This is a genomic window from Sphingobium sp. YBL2 (genome assembly GCF_000943805.1).
Taxonomy (GTDB): Bacteria; Pseudomonadota; Alphaproteobacteria; order Sphingomonadales; family Sphingomonadaceae; genus Sphingobium; species Sphingobium fuliginis.
On record NZ_CP010957.1, the window covers coordinates 15,870 to 29,932 of the forward strand.

A 14,063-nucleotide genomic window follows, 5' to 3' on the forward strand; every position below is an offset into this window, starting at 1 on the left:
CTGCGCCGATCGTGCGCAATATGCTCAAGGCTGAGCGCTACGCAACATTTTCCTTATCTTCTATGGTCGTCTGTGTCAGGATTTTCCGTGCGCGCGATAGTCCCACGGATGAACGGATACATGAAAAGGCTTAATATTGCCCATTCCGAATGGCCCGAGCAGCAAGGCGGGTTGATGATCTGCGGCTACGAATGGGGCGGCGATGGAGCCGCCAACGCCGGAAGCTCCGTCAACGACACGATCTCATGCACCTTCGTCAATAAGGAGTTGCGCTATGGTCCTGAGGCGCTGGATTGGCCCTATGACAAAAGGATCAGAAAATGGTTCCGCCTGTGGGGCTGGCCGCTCGACCATGAAAATCCTGGACCGTTTGAGAGATCGATAATCCAGACGAACTGGTGCGATACCCAGAACCCCCGGATGAACGGTGATTACACGCTCCTGTGGCAACCCGAGCAAGCCGCGAACTTCATGGGTCATGTCACCCATTTCAGACCGCGCATGATCCTGTTTATGGGAAGCAAACTGATCGACGCTTTGCAAGCCCCGGAGACCCTTGAGAAGTTCGAGGGTATCGTTGGCAAATGCGTGAGCCCCCTTAGGACGGTTCAGCGACCGTTTGACGGGATCCGCTTCAAGGTCGGATATCAGAGCTTTGAGCGTTGCGAAGTTGCCTGCTTCCCTCATCCCAGCGCGTCGCGGGGCCTCAGCGACAGCTATATCGATCTCTTTTCCACCGAGATCCGCAGTCGCCTGAACAGCTATGCAGCCCGGTTCAGCGCGCCCCTGTCCGCCGGAACCTGATCCCGCGCGTTGCCTTCACGGCGATGCGGCACCCAGGTGAACGACGTTGCGCTCAACGACCGGCGCCTTGATCTCCAGTGCCTTGGCATACTCAATCGACGAGGATATGGCTGTCATTGTCGATGACCGATCGCATGCCTCGCCCGATGCGGCAATGGCGGGCGATGACGTCGTTGTCGTTGCCGACGAGCAGGAGGTAATAGGTCGGGGGCCGGTTCGAGCACCGGCGCTATGTCCATTGGTTTCCATTCCCCGGACAGATCTTCGATCGTCAACCCGACCTTGCCGAGCTTGGCGGAGCGCGAGCAGGTTAACCAGTTGGACCGACTGCGCAGGCACGATCCGGTACTCGAGGCTCGTGCTCCCTTGCGTTTGCAGCACCGACGCGGCGCGAGCTTCGTAGACTGAGCCCACCAGCTTGGCGGCATCTGCGGGATCGACCAGGCCCAGGCTTTTGGTCACCAGCGGCGCGGGGCTCGCACGCCCTGCGTGGCATCGGGCGCGAGCGTCAGGAACCAGGATGCGTCGAGCGGGCGGATCTCGCTCTGCGTGGCGGTGCGACCGGACCGGCCGTCATTCCCCAAGGCCGTGTATCCCGAGCTGTACGACCCGCGCACGCTGCTTTTGTGTCTCCACAAGTCCTGCGACAGCGCCGCCGCGCAACTCGCCGAGACGCTCTTCTCGTTCACCAATCCAATGGACTCGACCAGCGGAACCAGCCGCTGCCATCCGCATCCGCGTTATAGTATATCCGGACCGGCCCAGACCGCGGCTTTTTCATCCATGTAGCGCTTCGGGCGCGGACAAGAAGAGGGGGGGTGAGGCCGCAGGTCCTCCGGTGCGAGTTCGCCCGCAGGCCATTCCCTCATGCCAGGAGCCCCGCCATGTCACTCCCCATCAGCGCGCCAGAAGCCGTCACCATCGTGCCCGAACACCGGCGCAGCGCCTTCCTGCCGGCTCTCTTCGGCCGTTGCCATTTCTTCATGGCCGAGACGATGGTCTACAATTTCCTCAGTCTGTTCTCTCCTGATTATCGCGGCGGCTACTGGAAGTTCCTCGAAGCTGGCGGCCGCCCGCTCTATCTTGCGCCTGCGGGGCAGGAGACCTACCGAATCTGCTGCCAGGGCAATGGCTATACAGGCATGCTGTCCGCAGACGCCGCCGGCATCGTCGCCACCCTGTTCACCTTCTCGCATCTCTCGTTTGAGGTCGAGGACGATCACATCGTAGAGGTCTTCCACAGGCTGCGTGCCTTCGCGGGCGACCGCGTCGAGGCGACGAAGATATTCAGCGCCATCGACTGATATGACGGTGGCGCATGACCCGAAGATCGTGCGTGTATCGCGGCAACCCGCTCAATCTCTTCCAGTCGCGCCACGTGGTCGTCGTCGAGATCCCCGGCAAGGACAGCATGGCCTTCACCATCAAGGCCGGTGTCACTTACCGTTTTCCCTGCCGGAAATCTCATCCGTGTTCCGGGATAGCAGATTCCCGGCCATCGAACGCGATCTTCCGTCCCGCTGCTTCAACGGTACCCCGTCAACGACACAGCTCATGGACGGACACCCGATTTGCGCGGAAGACGCAATTGCAGGTAAGGCCGCCTTGGAAAAGGAGAAACCCATGTTCATGACTCGCATCCTGCCCGCTCTCATCCTCGCTGCCACCCCGGGACTTGCGCAGGCGCAGCCCGCTGCCGCCGATCGCCAACCGGGCGTGCTCTATAGTGGCGCCGGTCAGGAGCTGGGAAGGATCACGGTCACGTCCGCGCCGAAAGGTGTGATCCTGCGGGTCGAAGGACATGGTCTCCCGGCCGGATGGCACGGCATGCACTTCCACGAGAAGGCGGACTGCGGTGATGCGGCTTTTAAGAGCGCCGGAGGCCATGTCCATTCCACCAAGCCGATCGTACATGGCTTTCTTGTCGAAGGCGCCAATGACGCGGGCGATCTCCCCAATCTCTTCGTCCATGCTGACGGAAGCGCGAGCGCGGAAGTCTATTCCGCCCTGGTCTCCGTCGACAACCGCGACGGTCGGCCCGCGCTCAAGGACAGCGACGGCTCGGCCCTCGTCATTCATGCCAACGCTGACGATTATACGACCCAGCCGATCGGCGGCGCGGGCGACCGCATCGCTTGCGCCGTGATCCGCTAGGCCAAGATTCAGCGGCCTCGCGCGGCCGTGCAATGACACTGCGGGGCGAAACACGTCCCGGGCATACGGTCCAGCCGATCGGCGGCGGGGTCGGTTGGAGAGGGAAGAGGGAGGGGGACCGGGGGAGCAAGTCCGCTTCAAGGAGGTCCCCCAATGCCGCTTCCCGCCGTCGTCCGCAGCGAAGTCCATCCCGCCGCGATCACCAAGGTGACGCGCCTCTTAGGTCTACATTGCTGATCTGTCCTATTAGGGCCGTCCTTCATCAGCCGCGGTGTGGTCGCGGCCTCTGGTGCGCTGGACCTGGCCAGACGGAGCGAAGAGCAATGTCATATCGAGGCATGACCGCGCGGTCTCACTGCGCGCACGAACAACTATGGACTTTGCGAAATGGCCATCTTATATGACCAGTCATTAGATGTGACTATAAAGGTGATCTATGCGAGCTGAGACCTATGGCGCGGCCGACTTCAAGGCCAACTGCCTGGCGATCCTGGACCGTCTGGCGCGTCGCGATGTCGATCGGGTGACCATCACCAAACGCGGCCACGCCGTTGCGGTGCTGACACCGCCGCCGAGCGTGGCTGAGGCGGTCGAGGCACTGCACGGTTTCATGCGCGGATCCGTTGGCGTACCCGAAGGGTTCGATCTGTTGGCGCCCGTTCTCGATGAACCGCTGACCGCAAGCGAAGGCAAGCTTCACCAGTGACGAAGCGGAAAAAGCCCGAGCCAGCACCAAGGGCAGTGCTGTTGGACACCTGTGCGGTCATCTGGCTGGCCAACGGCGATCCGATTGGCCCTGACGCGCTGGCGGCAATCTCGCATGCCGCGCTCGCAGACGGCATTTTCGTCTCTCCCGCATCGGCGTGGGAGGTCGGGTTGTTGAGCCGTGTCCGCGGCGATAAGCGGCCTGCCGTTTCCTTTCTTCCCGACCCGCACAGTTGGTTCGCCCGTTTCATGGGCGGTCCGGGAATCAAGGAGGCGCCGCTTCTACCCGAGATTGCCATCGCATCGTCGCATCTACCTGATCCGCTGCACGGCGATCCCGCCGACAGATTTATCATCGCGACGGCGCGACATCATCAAATCCCAATCGTTACGCGAGACGGCAAGATCATTGACTATGCCACGCAGGGACATGTCAACGTCATCGCTTGCTGAAGGCTATGGCACATCAATCGGCGGAACCAACATTGTCTTCCCTGAAAGCCCAGCTGATCGCGGTGACAACGCAAAACGCGGGGCTCCTGCAACGTGCGCTGGCCGCTGAGCAGCGCGCCGATCAACTTGAAAGCCGAAATGCCCAGCTGGTTCGGCAACTGCGCAAACTTAGTCCGCCCATCTCGATGAATAGCCCCCGAACTACCGGTTCCGAAGCAGAAACCTGATCGCGCTGTCCAGTCTCGCCATCCGGTGACGGCGCTTGGAGGGGAGAGGGAGGGTGATTGTGGTGATGCGCCGACGTCGCCCATCTGCACGCCAGCCTCTTCAGGACGTCCTGTTTGCGGGTTTTCCCTGATCATACCGGAATCTGGATCACGCCACTTCATCAGGACACTTCATTGTCAACCTATCGCCTGTTCAACAACACGCTCGGCGACGTTCTCGCCGAGCTTTTACAGAACGCTCGTCGCGCGGGCGCTAAGTGTGTCGATCTCGATCTGCAAATAGATCATGGCGAACACTGCGCTCGACCTAAATGATGAATTGGACTATATGATGGACCATCTATTCAAGGGCAAGGGAACCATCGAAATGCGCGTGTCTGTCAGTGATGCCAAAGGTCAGCTCACCGAGCTTGTCCGGCGGGCGGAGGCTGGGGATGAGGTCATCCTGACCCGTCGCGGGCATGAGATCGTTCGCCTCGTTGCGGTCGCTGCCGCGCCCGGACGTAAGGGCCGCCGCGCGCTGATGGAAAAAGCCCGGTCTGCGGCGGCAGCAAAAGTTCTGTCTGGCCCTACTGCCGCGCGGAGCCAGGACGATCTTTACGGCGATGACGGGATGCCGGCATGATCGCCGTCGATACCTCAGCGCTGATGGCGATCGTCTTGGGCGAGCCCGAGGCCGAGCAGTGCATGACCGCGATCGAAGATGCCGACACCCTTTTGATTTCTGCCGGAACCGTTGCGGAAGCGCTCATCGTAGCGTCCCGGCGAAATGTCGGCGACGAAGTCGAAGCACTGCTTTCCGGACTGGGCTTTGAAATCGTCGCCGTAACAGGCGCGTCGGCCCGCCGGATCGCGAGGGCTTATGGACGTTGGGGCAAGGGCGTACACCAGGCATCGCTCAACTATGGCGATTGCTTCTCCTATGACGTCGCAATCGAAAATGATTGCCCATTGCTTTTCGTCGGCAACGACTTCTCCGCGACCGACGTTCGTCCTGCGCTTTAGTTCCCGCCGGTTCTGCTCCAAGCGCCGCTGGGGCGCTATAGCCCATAGATTCAAGGGTCTCGCGTCCAACAGCGCGGGGTCTTTCGCCTTCTCCCGGCCCTGCGGCCAGCAAGGGGGAGGGAAATCTGCGTGAGCTGTCTTAAACGCAGTGTCTGACATCATCGACCTGGGCGGCGCGCCTGCCAACGGGAACTGCGCGCAGAACGGACACACCCCCATTTCGCGGCACTCAATCACCTCGAAGTCGCCACCTATCGCGCCGCTCTGACCGCTCGCGCGCGTATCGCGAACCTCCACCGCGCCCTGACCCAGCGTGCGACCGACATTGAGATGTCGGCCGGTCATGTCGGTTCGCGGCCGCCCAAACGAAGCGTCTGATCTCGCCGAGGTCGTTGCAGTCGGCTTTGGGGTGTCGATCGCCAAAATTGCGCTGTTCTGAGCGCAGCCTCGAGTACGGAAGTGCTCGCGAGCGACAGGCAGGCATCATTTTGCGTGACCCCGTCTGTCGCGCGCGTGCCTCTGCTGAATCCCCCTCCGATGCTTGTATATTGAGCGCTCGTTATTTTCTGATCGCGTCGCGAATTTCACGAAGGAGCAGGATATCCTCAGGTGTCGTTGCGGCCATGTCTTCGGGCTTGGGCATCAGGCGGTTGACGGCTTTAACGAGCAGGAAGATGATGAAGGCCAAGATCAGGAAGTTTACAAATACGGTCAGGAATTCGCCCCAGCCAAGCATCGCGACCCCTGCTTCCTTGAGGTCGGCATAGCTTTCGGGATTGCCCTTGAACCCAGCCGGTATCTCTCCAAGCCTGAGAAAATATCGCGAAAAGTCCGCGCCGCCGAAGAGGAAGCCAACCACCGGCATGATGAGGTCATCTGTCAGCGACTTGGTGATAGTGGCAAATGCGCCACCGATGATCACGCCAACGGCGAGGTCGATGACGTTGCCGCGACTGATGAACGCCTTGAATTCAGAAATCAGTCCCATGCTGGATCCTTTTTGTCATTGCGGATAATGGCAGCATGGCGTGCTGTTTTGGTCATCACAACCATCTATTTTCGCCCCCGAAACAAAGCCCGAAGCCCATTCCGCAAGCGGGGCCGCATCCTCTTGCACAGCTAGCATGCGCGCCGGCGCATCGACTGGCAGGTTTCATCGATGACGATGGATACGGCTGATCTCAGAGCATCTTGGCCTTCATTCGCTTTGAACGTGCGACCGGCTGTCGGAGAAGTTTCGAGCTGCAATCGCGGATTGGGAATGAAAGCTTGGTGTCTTGAGACACGATCTGCGGTTCCCCGCAATGCCAGGCGTGTGAGATCGATCCTTCCCAAATTGGCTCAACGAGATCCGAAGTCTAACACCAACACCGATCCTCCCGATTTGCCAAACGCGACTAATCCGTCCCGAGGCCGCGAATGGCGGACCTCGGATTTGGCGCTTAAGCGCCTGCTCGGCCGAACGGCCGAGGAGAGGAGGGGGGAGGGAGGAAGGTGCCTCGGACACGGTGTTCGAGAGCAGCTTCTGACGGAGACCTTCCATGAACATTGGTACGATCAAACAGAATGACGGCGGCATTTTTGTCGGCAAAATCGCGACGCTGACGATCGCGATGACAATCGCGCTGCGCGAGGTCCACTCGGCCAATCCCAAGGCGCCGAAGTATGAAGTGCTCGCTCTCTCGGCCTCGCGGGCGTGGGTTCAGGTGGGCGCGCTCTTTGAACTCTTCTCGAACGGCACTGGTGAAGCCTTTCTCAACGGCAAGATCGAGGACCCCAGCTTCGCCGCGCCGCTCTACATCTCGGCCTTCCGTCAGGACGACGACAGCTACAACGTCGTCTGGTCGCGCCCGACGCGCCGTCGCGATCTCGCCTCCGAAATGGCGCCCAAGGCCGATGACGGTCTCCCGCCGCTGCCGGGTGCCGACGAGACTGCCGGTGCCGGCATGAGCGCGGGCACGGGCACGGGCACGGGCGGCGAAGGCGCCGAGGCCGGCCTCGGCCAATCCTCGGCGGAACACGCTTTCGCCGGCTGACGTCGCCGGTCCAACTCCACGAAGGCTCTCGCGCCAACCGGCGCGGGGGGCTTTCGCTTTCTCCCGGCCGTGCGGCCGGCCTGGATGAAGCAAGGGGGAGGGGGATCTGGGCCTGCTGTCCGACCCATGGAGGAAGCGATGTCCGATATCATCGACCTGGGCGGCGCGCCCGCGAACGAGGATTGCGCGCAGCTCGGGCACACTCCGGATTTCGAAAGGCTAAACCGTCTTGAGGTCGCAGCCTATCGCGCGGCGCTGATCGCGCGCTTCGGTGTGCCGCCGGATGGCTGCGTCCTCAAGACGCTCACCAACCGCCACGACTTCGGGGTCTATTACACGCTCGGTCTCTCGGTCGATGCCGGCGCCGCCCGGCGGGACGCGCGGGTCGCCGCCTATGCCGAGGCCGTCCAGGACGGCCTTGCGACCTGGACCGAAGCCTGTTTCGCGGCGCCCGTGCGCTACGCCGACAGCGAACCGCCGATCGTCGAGCGTGACCGGATTAATGCCATCGTCACAGGCGCGCTCCTTGCGACGCGGCCCGGCCCTGACGGCCGCTTTGCCGTGCCCGATTTCGAAACCCTGCACCGCAACCTCGCCGCCGCCTACCCCGCGAGCGCCAAGGCCGCGAACGCGTTTCTTCAGGAAATCTCCGCATGACCGACATCCAGCCCGATCCCGAACATGCCGCCGCCGCGGCCCGCATCGTCGCGGAGATCGACGAACAGATCGACCGCGTCCGCGAGGCCGAGCGCCGCTGCAAGGCCGCCTTCCTCCCGCTGCTCGCCGAACATGGGATCACCCGCGTCGAGATCGGATATGATGGCGGGGGCGATGAAGGCGCGGTCGGCGACGTCACCGCCTTTGCCGGCGAAGACACCTGTGACCTGCCCTCCGTGCTTTGCGACCATTTCTCGGTCGAATGGGGCGGCGACATGGCGAGCCGCGCGATCCAGCTCGAGGATGCGCTCAGCGCCTTCGCTGAAAATGCCGCAAGCGACCATCACAGCGGCTGGGAGAATGGCGAGGGCGCCTGGGGCACGATCGAGATCGACGTCGCGAGCGGCGCGGTATCGCTCACCCACAACAGCCGCTTCGTCGACTATGAAACGACCGAGACGGAGCTCTAGCCATGTCGCACTGCCATTATCATGCGCTCAGCTCGGTGCGTCGATGGGGCGGGGTGCCCGGCGACTATATCGCGCTTCACCAGTGGTTCGATGAGTCCAAGAAGATCCTTGCCGATCCGCGTCACCGTGCGCTGCGCCATCATGCCGAGGGCATCTTCATGCTCGAGACGGTATTCGGGGTCACCATCACCAACAGCGACCACCGCGACGTGCCGGTGCGGCTGATTGGCGAGATGCATGTAACGGAGGACCTGGGGCGAATCCCGTCCTTCGCCGACTGGGCACGGCTCATCCAGCCCATGCCGTGGATCCTGCGCGGCAACCCATCCGGGTCGCCGGGACTGAATCCGATACTTCGCCGCAACGCCTCGAGACATGCCCAAAGTTCGCTGGGCGAGCCCGGTTTTGCTATCAGTCAAAAATAGACTGAGTTGATTGAACTAGGTTCAGGACCCATTAAATTGATTGCGCTAGGGCGTCAGGGTTGATTCAATAGCGGTGGAGGTGCCGCGATGGATGATCTGTTGTTGCTTTCGGAAGCGCAGATGCGCCGGATTGAGCCATATTTCCCGTTGTCGCATGGCGTTGCGCGGGTGGATGACCGGCGTGTGCTGAGCGGCATCCTGTTTGTGATCCGCAACGGGCTACGGTGGCGGGATGCACCGGCCGCCTACGGACCGCCCAAGACGATTTACAACCGCTTCATCCGCTGGAGCCGGATGGGTGTCTTCAACCGCATCTTCGCCGAACTCGCCGGCAGCGAAGCGACGGATCGGCTCATGATTGATGCAACGCACATCAAGGCCCACCGCACCGCCGCCAGCCTACTCAAAAAGGGGCTCTATCCCGCTGTATCGGACGCAGTCGCGGCGGACTGACGACCAAACTCCATGCGGTCTGCGACGGCAGCGGGCGGCCCATCCGCCTGGTTCTGACCGAAGGACAGGCCAGCGATTACAAGGGCGCCGCCCTGCTGGTCGATACCCTGCCGCCTGCCACTGCCATGCTCGCAGATCGCGGATACGACGCCGACTGGTTCCGTAACGCTCTCGCTGCACGAGGCATCTCGGCCTGCATCCCATCGAAGCGCAACCGCAAGACCGCCATACCCCACGACCGCATCCTCTATCGCCAGCGGCATCGCATCGAAAATATGTTCGGCCGCATCAAAGACTGGCGCCGTATCCACACCCGATATGACCGCTGCGCTCACACTTTCCTCTCAGCCGTTGCTTTCGCCGCAACTTTCATCTTCTGGCTCAATCAATGAGTCCTGAGCCTAAGTCAGGAGCCAGTGATGCAAACCGTCAACATCCACGAAGCGAAGACGCATCTGTCTCGACTCATCGACCAGGTCGCAAACAGCGGCGGCTTCATCATTGCCAAGGCGGGCAAGCCGGTGGCCAAGGTCGTTCCTGTGAACGCGCAGGAAGCGGTGACGGACGGACCATTTGGGGAACGAGCGGTGCAAAATGCCCTCCGCTATCTGATTGATGTCGCGGGCTCCGACAATGGCCAGGCGCGCCGCGTCGCCAATTTCCTGCTCGCCTGGTGGAACGGGGACGACTGCGGCCATTTTCCGATCGCAGATCTGTTCGGCGTCGATGTGACGCACATGACCACGATCATCGGCTTTCTCGGCCAGCATGAAGGCGCGATCTATCCAGACGCCTTCGCCCGCAAGGCCGAGATGATCGAGCTTGTTCACTGCCGGCGCGACTTCAACAACGACTGAGCCCGCACGGCGGTTGGCGGCTCGCTCTGCCGTCCCGTTTGCGCTATGATCGGTCCCATGACGGAACTCGACCCGCATACCTTGCGTGTCGCCGCCTCGCAACGATCAAGCTCGACCCACGGATGGACGGGCTGCAACGACTCGGCGCGCACCGAACGCTCACCCAACTCGCCATCGATCTCGAGGTCTCGGCCGACCATGTCGGGCCGAAGCGCCGCCGCCGGAAAGCCTGAGAGGACGGCCCTAACAATCTGCTGGTGATCGGCGTACACGCCGCCGGGACGCTCCTATCCAGTGAAAGGGAAGGAGGATGCGTGAAGGTGATTCGATCGCCGACGCCTTCGTGCTCGTGCACGACTGCTATCTCCAGGTCTGAATTCCCCGCGGTTTCGGCGCTTCACGGTTGAACCAATGCTCAGCAACGCTATGTGTATAAAAACCGAAAAGGATACACATCATGAGAACGAATATCGTCATAGACGACAAACTCATGGCCGATGCCATGCGCGCGACCGGTTTCAAAACCAAGCGTGAGGCCGTCGAAGCCGGCCTTCGAACCCTTGTGAAAATCCAGTCGCAAGCAGCAATCCGTGCCGCCCGGGGAACACTCCATTGGGAAGGCGACCTTGACGCGATGCGACGCGACAAATGATCCTTGTCGATTCCAGCGTCTGGATCGATTTCTTTCGCGGCACGCCATCGCGCGAAACCGACATCCTTGACGAGTTGCTCGGCCAGGAACCGCTTCTCATTGGCGATCTCGTCCTTGCGGAAGTGCTCCAGGGATTTTCGGCCGATCGAGATTTCAAACACGCCTACCGTTTGCTGGGTTCACTCGAATTGATCGAGATCGGCGGTCGCGAGATCGCTCTTCAGGCGGCGCGGAACTTCCGATCGTTACGAGCACGCGGGATTACCGTTCGAAAGACGATCGACACGTTGATAGCGACCCGATGCATCGAAGCGGGCATCAACCTCCTCCACAACGATCAGGACTTCGATCCGTTCACCGAACATCTTGGCCTCAATTCGATTTGAGGCACGCCTACTGCTATTGGACCTTCGGCGTCCAACCATGCGCGGCGAGAGCGCGTTGAATATTCGTCGACACGACGCCTGGCTCCGCGCAGCAATACCAGTCCAGATAGCTGCCTTCTTCCCGAAGCCATGCAATCAGGTCACCTGCCGACCGAAACGAATAACTCACCGCGCCGCCATCAGCATGTTGCCATTCGACATTGGCAAGAGCGGACCACAGCTCCACGGCTACTCCGCCATCAGCTAGGATCCGCTCTCCAAGTACACGGTCCAGCATCAGCTCAAACGCCTTTCGCAGTCGCGCAGGACGTGCACTTGTCACGCCATCCCAATCTCGTTTCTCGGTAAACACCGGCTGCATCCTCCTAATCGGACTGCGACTGCCGTTGTACAGCCCTGCACAATGTAGCGTGCGGGCAACGTGCAAGGAAGGCGCTCTCAACCGGCATCGCTTTCCTCGTAAGCCGACCAACTCCCCGAGACCGCGAAGAGCGGACCTCGGATAGTCTTAAGGAAGGGGGCGCTTAAGCGCCTGCTCGGCCGAACGGCCGAGGAGAGGAGGGGGAGGGAGGACGATGTCTCGGACAAGGGTGTTCGAGCGATCATCCAGGAGAAGTCCCATGAACATCGGTACGATCAAGCAGAATGACGGTGGCATCTATGTCGGCAAGATTGCGACGCTGACGATCGCCATGACTCTCGCGCTGCGGGAGGTCCACTCGGCCAATCCCAAAGCGCCCAAGTTCGAAGTGCTGGCGCTGTCCACCGCGCGGGCCTGGGTGCAGGTAGGCGCGCTCTTCGAGCTCTTCTCGAACGGCACCGGCGAAGCCTTCCTCAACGGCAAGATCGAGGACCCCAGCTTCGCCGCGCCGCTCTACATCTCGGCCTTCCGTCAGGACGACGGCAGCTACAACGTCGTCTGGTCGCGCCCGACGCGCCGCCGCGATCTCGCCTCCGAAATGGCGTCCAAGGCCGATGACGGTCTCCCGCCGCTGCCGGGTGCCGACGAGACTGCCGGTGCCGGCATGGGCGCGGGCACGGGCGGCGAAGGCGCCGAGGCCGGCCTCGGCCAGTCGTCCAGCGAGCATGACTTCGGCGGCGAGGTGCAGGAGCCCGCGCGTCGCGGTCGCCGTCAGCGTACCCCCGAACCCGTCGAATAACGCCGACCGCACCAGCCAACCCCGCGTCACGAGCCCCCGGCGCGGGGTGACAGGGCTCGCTTCGCACCCCCTGGCGAAGCGGGCCCTGTCTTCGTTTGCTGCTTTTCCCGACGTCACCGCGCGATCGGAGGCAATATTCATAATCTTCCCATTTTCCCTATATTGGAAACATCGATTGAGGAGCTCCGCCGTGCCCGCCGACCGCACACCCGCTCCCACGCGGACAGAAAAGGTTGCGCTCACGGACTTCCAAAACGACCCCGGACCATATCTCGATCGTGGCCGCCGCGCGCCAGTAACCATCACCAAGCATGGCCACCCAGATCTCACGATTGACGACGCCGCCTATTTCGAGCGGATCGAACGCTTCACTGCAGGACAGATCCTGGCTATTCTCGACCTGCAGACCGTCCTCGCCGCCGACATGACGGCGGAGCATGCCGCACTCTTCCAGGCCACCCGCCCGACCGCGCAGGAACGCGCTTCGGATCGGTGGAACGATGACGCCGCCCCCTAACGTCGGCGACATCCTCCACCACGTCTCTCTTTCGCCCCTGACAAAACCGCTCACCGCGGCGACGGCATAAAGACGCAGCCTTTGATGGTTGCGGCCGTCAAGGACAGCCGCGTCTTCACGGTGGCCAGCACGACCAAAGGCGACGCATCGTCCGCGCTGCTATTCAATGCCGCGTCCAAGACCGGCGACACAACGCAGGATCGACGCTGCTCCCGGGTGTTGATTATATATGCGTTATCGTGCATATATACGGACATGCATATGGACGTCTTCGAAGCCCTGGCCGATCCGACCCGCCGCCGCGTTGTCGACGCCCTGCGGTCCGGCGAGCGACAGGTCAACGATCTGGCCGATGTGGTGGGAATCCACCAATCCGGCGTCTCCCGGCATTTGCGTATCCTGAGTGAAGCGGGTTTCGTGACGATGCGCCCGGACGGGCAGCGGCGTCTCTACTCGCTCGCGCCAGACCCGTTTCGTGAGATCGATCAATGGCTCGCGCAATATCGGCAGCTTTGGGAGAAGCGCCTCGATCGCTTCGGCGCGGCGCTTGAAGCCCGTCAACAGCAGCAGCAAGACGTTTCAAGGAGTGATAAAGAATGACGGATCAGATCCAGTCGAGCATCGTCATCGAGCGAATCTATGCGGCCCAGCCGCAGGAGCTTTGGTCTCTGTGGACGACCAAGGACGGTTTCCAGTCCTGGTGGGGTCCTGAAGGTTTTCGGGCCGACGTTTCGGAAATCGACGCGAGGCCCGGCGGTGCTCTCCGCTATGAGATGGTCGCGGACTCTGCCGAGATGGTGGTCGCGATGAAGGACATGGGGCAGCCGACCTCAACCGACTGCAACGGCCGCTTCTCCGAGTTTCGGCCCTTCGAGCGCCTTGTCCTCACACAGGTCATCGATTTCATTCCCGGGGTGCAGCCTTATGACAGCATCATGGAAGTCGACTTCATACCCTCAGCAGATGGCAAGGTTCGCATGATCGTCACGTTAAGCCAGATGCACGACCTGCAGACCACGCAAATGCAGCAGGCGGGCTTTACGAGTCAGCTTTCGAAGCTCGACAGGCGCTTCGGCTGGAGCGCCTGAGACACGCTGAGGCC

24 protein-coding genes and 1 pseudogene are annotated in these 14,063 nt (G+C 61.7%); 22 read left to right on the plus strand and 3 right to left on the minus strand.

All coding sequences use genetic code 11. The features are described from left to right. Nucleotides 1-120 precede the first annotated feature (120 nt). The gene (locus tag TZ53_RS23575; RefSeq protein ID WP_044663346.1) at nucleotides 121-804 is read left to right on the plus strand and encodes a hypothetical protein; all 684 of its coding nucleotides are present in this window, start codon (nucleotides 121-123) and stop codon (nucleotides 802-804) included. 15 nt (nucleotides 805-819) lie between these two features. Here the strand turns inward: TZ53_RS23575 and TZ53_RS26960 are convergent, their stop codons facing one another. Beyond that, nucleotides 820-1,266, minus strand: a complete 447-nt coding sequence (locus TZ53_RS26960; RefSeq protein ID WP_157009857.1) for a hypothetical protein — start codon at nucleotides 1,264-1,266, stop codon at nucleotides 820-822. A gap of 27 nt (nucleotides 1,267-1,293) precedes the next feature. Between TZ53_RS26960 and TZ53_RS27285 the strand changes: the two genes are divergently transcribed. From TZ53_RS27285 to TZ53_RS23610, 8 genes are all read left to right on the plus strand, one after another. Next, the gene (locus TZ53_RS27285) at nucleotides 1,294-1,593 is read left to right on the plus strand and encodes a hypothetical protein (RefSeq protein WP_172668343.1); all 300 of its coding nucleotides are present in this window, start codon (nucleotides 1,294-1,296) and stop codon (nucleotides 1,591-1,593) included. Between the two features lie 95 nt (nucleotides 1,594-1,688). Next, nucleotides 1,689-2,108 carry an antirestriction protein gene (locus TZ53_RS23585; protein ID WP_044663348.1) on the plus strand — a complete coding sequence of 140 codons (420 nt, stop codon included), beginning with the start codon at nucleotides 1,689-1,691 and terminating at the stop codon, nucleotides 2,106-2,108. A 319-nt stretch (nucleotides 2,109-2,427) separates the two neighbouring features. Continuing rightward, complete coding sequence (gene sodC / locus TZ53_RS23590; protein WP_044663349.1) at nucleotides 2,428-2,958, plus strand: superoxide dismutase[Cu-Zn]; 531 nt, start codon at nucleotides 2,428-2,430, stop codon at nucleotides 2,956-2,958. Nucleotides 2,959-3,394: 436 nt separating this feature from the next. Further along, nucleotides 3,395-3,664, plus strand: coding sequence for a type II toxin-antitoxin system Phd/YefM family antitoxin (locus TZ53_RS23595; protein WP_044663350.1), 270 nt, complete (start codon nucleotides 3,395-3,397; stop codon nucleotides 3,662-3,664). 35 nt (nucleotides 3,665-3,699) lie between these two features. Further along, nucleotides 3,700-4,116, plus strand: a complete 417-nt coding sequence (locus TZ53_RS23600; protein ID WP_044663351.1) for a type II toxin-antitoxin system VapC family toxin — start codon at nucleotides 3,700-3,702, stop codon at nucleotides 4,114-4,116. Further along, nucleotides 4,110-4,343 carry a hypothetical protein gene (locus TZ53_RS26965; RefSeq protein WP_157009858.1) on the plus strand — a complete coding sequence of 78 codons (234 nt, stop codon included), beginning with the start codon at nucleotides 4,110-4,112 and terminating at the stop codon, nucleotides 4,341-4,343. Before TZ53_RS23600 ends, TZ53_RS26965 begins: the two co-directional genes overlap by 7 nt. Before the next feature lie 367 nt (nucleotides 4,344-4,710). After that, on the plus strand, nucleotides 4,711-4,968 hold the full coding sequence (locus TZ53_RS23605) for a type II toxin-antitoxin system Phd/YefM family antitoxin (RefSeq protein WP_044663564.1): 258 nt from the start codon (nucleotides 4,711-4,713) through the stop codon (nucleotides 4,966-4,968). Next, complete coding sequence (locus TZ53_RS23610; protein ID WP_044663352.1) at nucleotides 4,965-5,348, plus strand: type II toxin-antitoxin system VapC family toxin; 384 nt, start codon at nucleotides 4,965-4,967, stop codon at nucleotides 5,346-5,348. The genes TZ53_RS23605 and TZ53_RS23610 overlap by 4 nt, the downstream gene beginning before the upstream one ends. Before the next feature lie 559 nt (nucleotides 5,349-5,907). Here TZ53_RS23610 and mscL read toward each other — a convergent pair. Further along, nucleotides 5,908-6,336, minus strand: a complete 429-nt coding sequence (mscL, locus tag TZ53_RS23615) for a large conductance mechanosensitive channel protein MscL (protein ID WP_044663353.1) — start codon at nucleotides 6,334-6,336, stop codon at nucleotides 5,908-5,910. A 553-nt stretch (nucleotides 6,337-6,889) separates the two neighbouring features. Between mscL and TZ53_RS23620 the strand changes: the two genes are divergently transcribed. From TZ53_RS23620 to vapC, 9 genes and pseudogenes are all read left to right on the plus strand, one after another. Next, the gene (locus TZ53_RS23620) at nucleotides 6,890-7,384 is read left to right on the plus strand and encodes a DUF736 domain-containing protein (RefSeq protein ID WP_044663354.1); all 495 of its coding nucleotides are present in this window, start codon (nucleotides 6,890-6,892) and stop codon (nucleotides 7,382-7,384) included. Nucleotides 7,385-7,522: 138 nt separating this feature from the next. Then, nucleotides 7,523-8,041 (plus strand): hypothetical protein, encoded by a 519-nt coding sequence (locus TZ53_RS23625; RefSeq protein WP_044663565.1) that lies wholly within the window; start codon nucleotides 7,523-7,525, stop codon nucleotides 8,039-8,041. Further along, nucleotides 8,038-8,511 (plus strand): DUF6878 family protein, encoded by a 474-nt coding sequence (locus tag TZ53_RS23630; RefSeq protein WP_044663355.1) that lies wholly within the window; start codon nucleotides 8,038-8,040, stop codon nucleotides 8,509-8,511. Before TZ53_RS23625 ends, TZ53_RS23630 begins: the two co-directional genes overlap by 4 nt. 2 nt (nucleotides 8,512-8,513) lie before the next feature. Then, entirely contained in the window at nucleotides 8,514-8,936 is a 423-nt protein-coding gene (locus tag TZ53_RS23635) for a DUF6915 family protein (protein WP_044663356.1), read from the plus strand. A gap of 87 nt (nucleotides 8,937-9,023) precedes the next feature. Beyond that, nucleotides 9,024-9,781, plus strand: a protein-coding gene (locus TZ53_RS26400) for an IS5 family transposase (protein WP_443216155.1) whose coding sequence is annotated in 2 segments (ribosomal slippage) — nucleotides 9,024-9,360 and nucleotides 9,360-9,781 — 759 coding nt in all. Because the reading frame shifts where the segments join, the coding sequence is not laid out codon by codon here. A gap of 27 nt (nucleotides 9,782-9,808) precedes the next feature. Next, a pseudogene (locus tag TZ53_RS27680) lies at nucleotides 9,809-9,943 on the plus strand (type II toxin-antitoxin system Phd/YefM family antitoxin); the annotation flags it as partial. A 3-nt stretch (nucleotides 9,944-9,946) separates the two neighbouring features. After that, on the plus strand, nucleotides 9,947-10,246 hold the full coding sequence (locus TZ53_RS23650) for a DUF7673 family protein (RefSeq protein WP_044663566.1): 300 nt from the start codon (nucleotides 9,947-9,949) through the stop codon (nucleotides 10,244-10,246). 457 nt (nucleotides 10,247-10,703) lie between these two features. Continuing rightward, nucleotides 10,704-10,898: a type II toxin-antitoxin system VapB family antitoxin gene (locus tag TZ53_RS23655; protein ID WP_044663359.1), complete on the plus strand. Its 195-nt coding sequence runs from the start codon at nucleotides 10,704-10,706 to the stop codon at nucleotides 10,896-10,898. Beyond that, a complete protein-coding gene (gene vapC, locus TZ53_RS23660; protein WP_044663360.1) occupies nucleotides 10,895-11,284 on the plus strand; it encodes a type II toxin-antitoxin system VapC family toxin in 390 nt (129 codons plus the stop codon). Before TZ53_RS23655 ends, vapC begins: the two co-directional genes overlap by 4 nt. A gap of 13 nt (nucleotides 11,285-11,297) precedes the next feature. Here vapC and TZ53_RS26970 read toward each other — a convergent pair whose 3' ends face one another. After that, nucleotides 11,298-11,645, minus strand: coding sequence for a hypothetical protein (locus TZ53_RS26970; RefSeq protein ID WP_157009859.1), 348 nt, complete (start codon nucleotides 11,643-11,645; stop codon nucleotides 11,298-11,300). Nucleotides 11,646-11,904: 259 nt separating this feature from the next. On the opposite strand from TZ53_RS26970, the gene TZ53_RS23670 reads away from it, so the two are divergent. From TZ53_RS23670 to TZ53_RS23685, 4 genes are all read left to right on the plus strand, one after another. Continuing rightward, nucleotides 11,905-12,444 (plus strand): DUF736 domain-containing protein, encoded by a 540-nt coding sequence (locus TZ53_RS23670; protein ID WP_044663361.1) that lies wholly within the window; start codon nucleotides 11,905-11,907, stop codon nucleotides 12,442-12,444. A 190-nt stretch (nucleotides 12,445-12,634) separates the two neighbouring features. Further along, nucleotides 12,635-12,961 carry a type II toxin-antitoxin system prevent-host-death family antitoxin gene (locus tag TZ53_RS27685; protein ID WP_044663362.1) on the plus strand — a complete coding sequence of 109 codons (327 nt, stop codon included), beginning with the start codon at nucleotides 12,635-12,637 and terminating at the stop codon, nucleotides 12,959-12,961. A gap of 255 nt (nucleotides 12,962-13,216) precedes the next feature. Then, nucleotides 13,217-13,561 carry an ArsR/SmtB family transcription factor gene (locus TZ53_RS23680; RefSeq protein ID WP_044663568.1) on the plus strand — a complete coding sequence of 115 codons (345 nt, stop codon included), beginning with the start codon at nucleotides 13,217-13,219 and terminating at the stop codon, nucleotides 13,559-13,561. Further along, on the plus strand, nucleotides 13,558-14,049 hold the full coding sequence (locus tag TZ53_RS23685; protein WP_044663363.1) for an SRPBCC family protein: 492 nt from the start codon (nucleotides 13,558-13,560) through the stop codon (nucleotides 14,047-14,049). Before TZ53_RS23680 ends, TZ53_RS23685 begins: the two co-directional genes overlap by 4 nt. The last annotated feature ends 14 nt before the right edge of the window (nucleotides 14,050-14,063 follow it).

Excerpts from the sequence above, each read along its gene's own strand:
- TZ53_RS23625 (WP_044663565.1), top strand. The coding sequence starts at position 7,523 with ATGTCCGATATCATCGACCTGGGCGGCGCGCCCGCGAACGAGGATTGC.
- TZ53_RS23610 (WP_044663352.1), top strand. The coding sequence starts at position 4,965 with ATGATCGCCGTCGATACCTCAGCGCTGATGGCGATCGTCTTGGGCGAG.
- TZ53_RS23680 (WP_044663568.1), top strand. The coding sequence starts at position 13,217 with ATGCATATGGACGTCTTCGAAGCCCTGGCCGATCCGACCCGCCGCCGC.
- TZ53_RS23605 (WP_044663564.1), top strand. The coding sequence starts at position 4,711 with ATGCGCGTGTCTGTCAGTGATGCCAAAGGTCAGCTCACCGAGCTTGTC.
- TZ53_RS26970 (WP_157009859.1), bottom strand. The coding sequence starts at position 11,645 with ATGCAGCCGGTGTTTACCGAGAAACGAGATTGGGATGGCGTGACAAGT.
- TZ53_RS23635 (WP_044663356.1), top strand. The coding sequence starts at position 8,514 with ATGTCGCACTGCCATTATCATGCGCTCAGCTCGGTGCGTCGATGGGGC.
- mscL (WP_044663353.1), bottom strand. The coding sequence starts at position 6,336 with ATGGGACTGATTTCTGAATTCAAGGCGTTCATCAGTCGCGGCAACGTC.
- TZ53_RS23670 (WP_044663361.1), top strand. The coding sequence starts at position 11,905 with ATGAACATCGGTACGATCAAGCAGAATGACGGTGGCATCTATGTCGGC.
- sodC (WP_044663349.1), top strand. The coding sequence starts at position 2,428 with ATGTTCATGACTCGCATCCTGCCCGCTCTCATCCTCGCTGCCACCCCG.
- TZ53_RS23585 (WP_044663348.1), top strand. The coding sequence starts at position 1,689 with ATGTCACTCCCCATCAGCGCGCCAGAAGCCGTCACCATCGTGCCCGAA.
- TZ53_RS23575 (WP_044663346.1), top strand. The coding sequence starts at position 121 with ATGAAAAGGCTTAATATTGCCCATTCCGAATGGCCCGAGCAGCAAGGC.
- TZ53_RS23595 (WP_044663350.1), top strand. The coding sequence starts at position 3,395 with ATGCGAGCTGAGACCTATGGCGCGGCCGACTTCAAGGCCAACTGCCTG.
- vapC (WP_044663360.1), top strand. The coding sequence starts at position 10,895 with ATGATCCTTGTCGATTCCAGCGTCTGGATCGATTTCTTTCGCGGCACG.
- TZ53_RS23655 (WP_044663359.1), top strand. The coding sequence starts at position 10,704 with ATGAGAACGAATATCGTCATAGACGACAAACTCATGGCCGATGCCATG.
- TZ53_RS23630 (WP_044663355.1), top strand. The coding sequence starts at position 8,038 with ATGACCGACATCCAGCCCGATCCCGAACATGCCGCCGCCGCGGCCCGC.
- TZ53_RS23685 (WP_044663363.1), top strand. The coding sequence starts at position 13,558 with ATGACGGATCAGATCCAGTCGAGCATCGTCATCGAGCGAATCTATGCG.
- TZ53_RS23620 (WP_044663354.1), top strand. The coding sequence starts at position 6,890 with ATGAACATTGGTACGATCAAACAGAATGACGGCGGCATTTTTGTCGGC.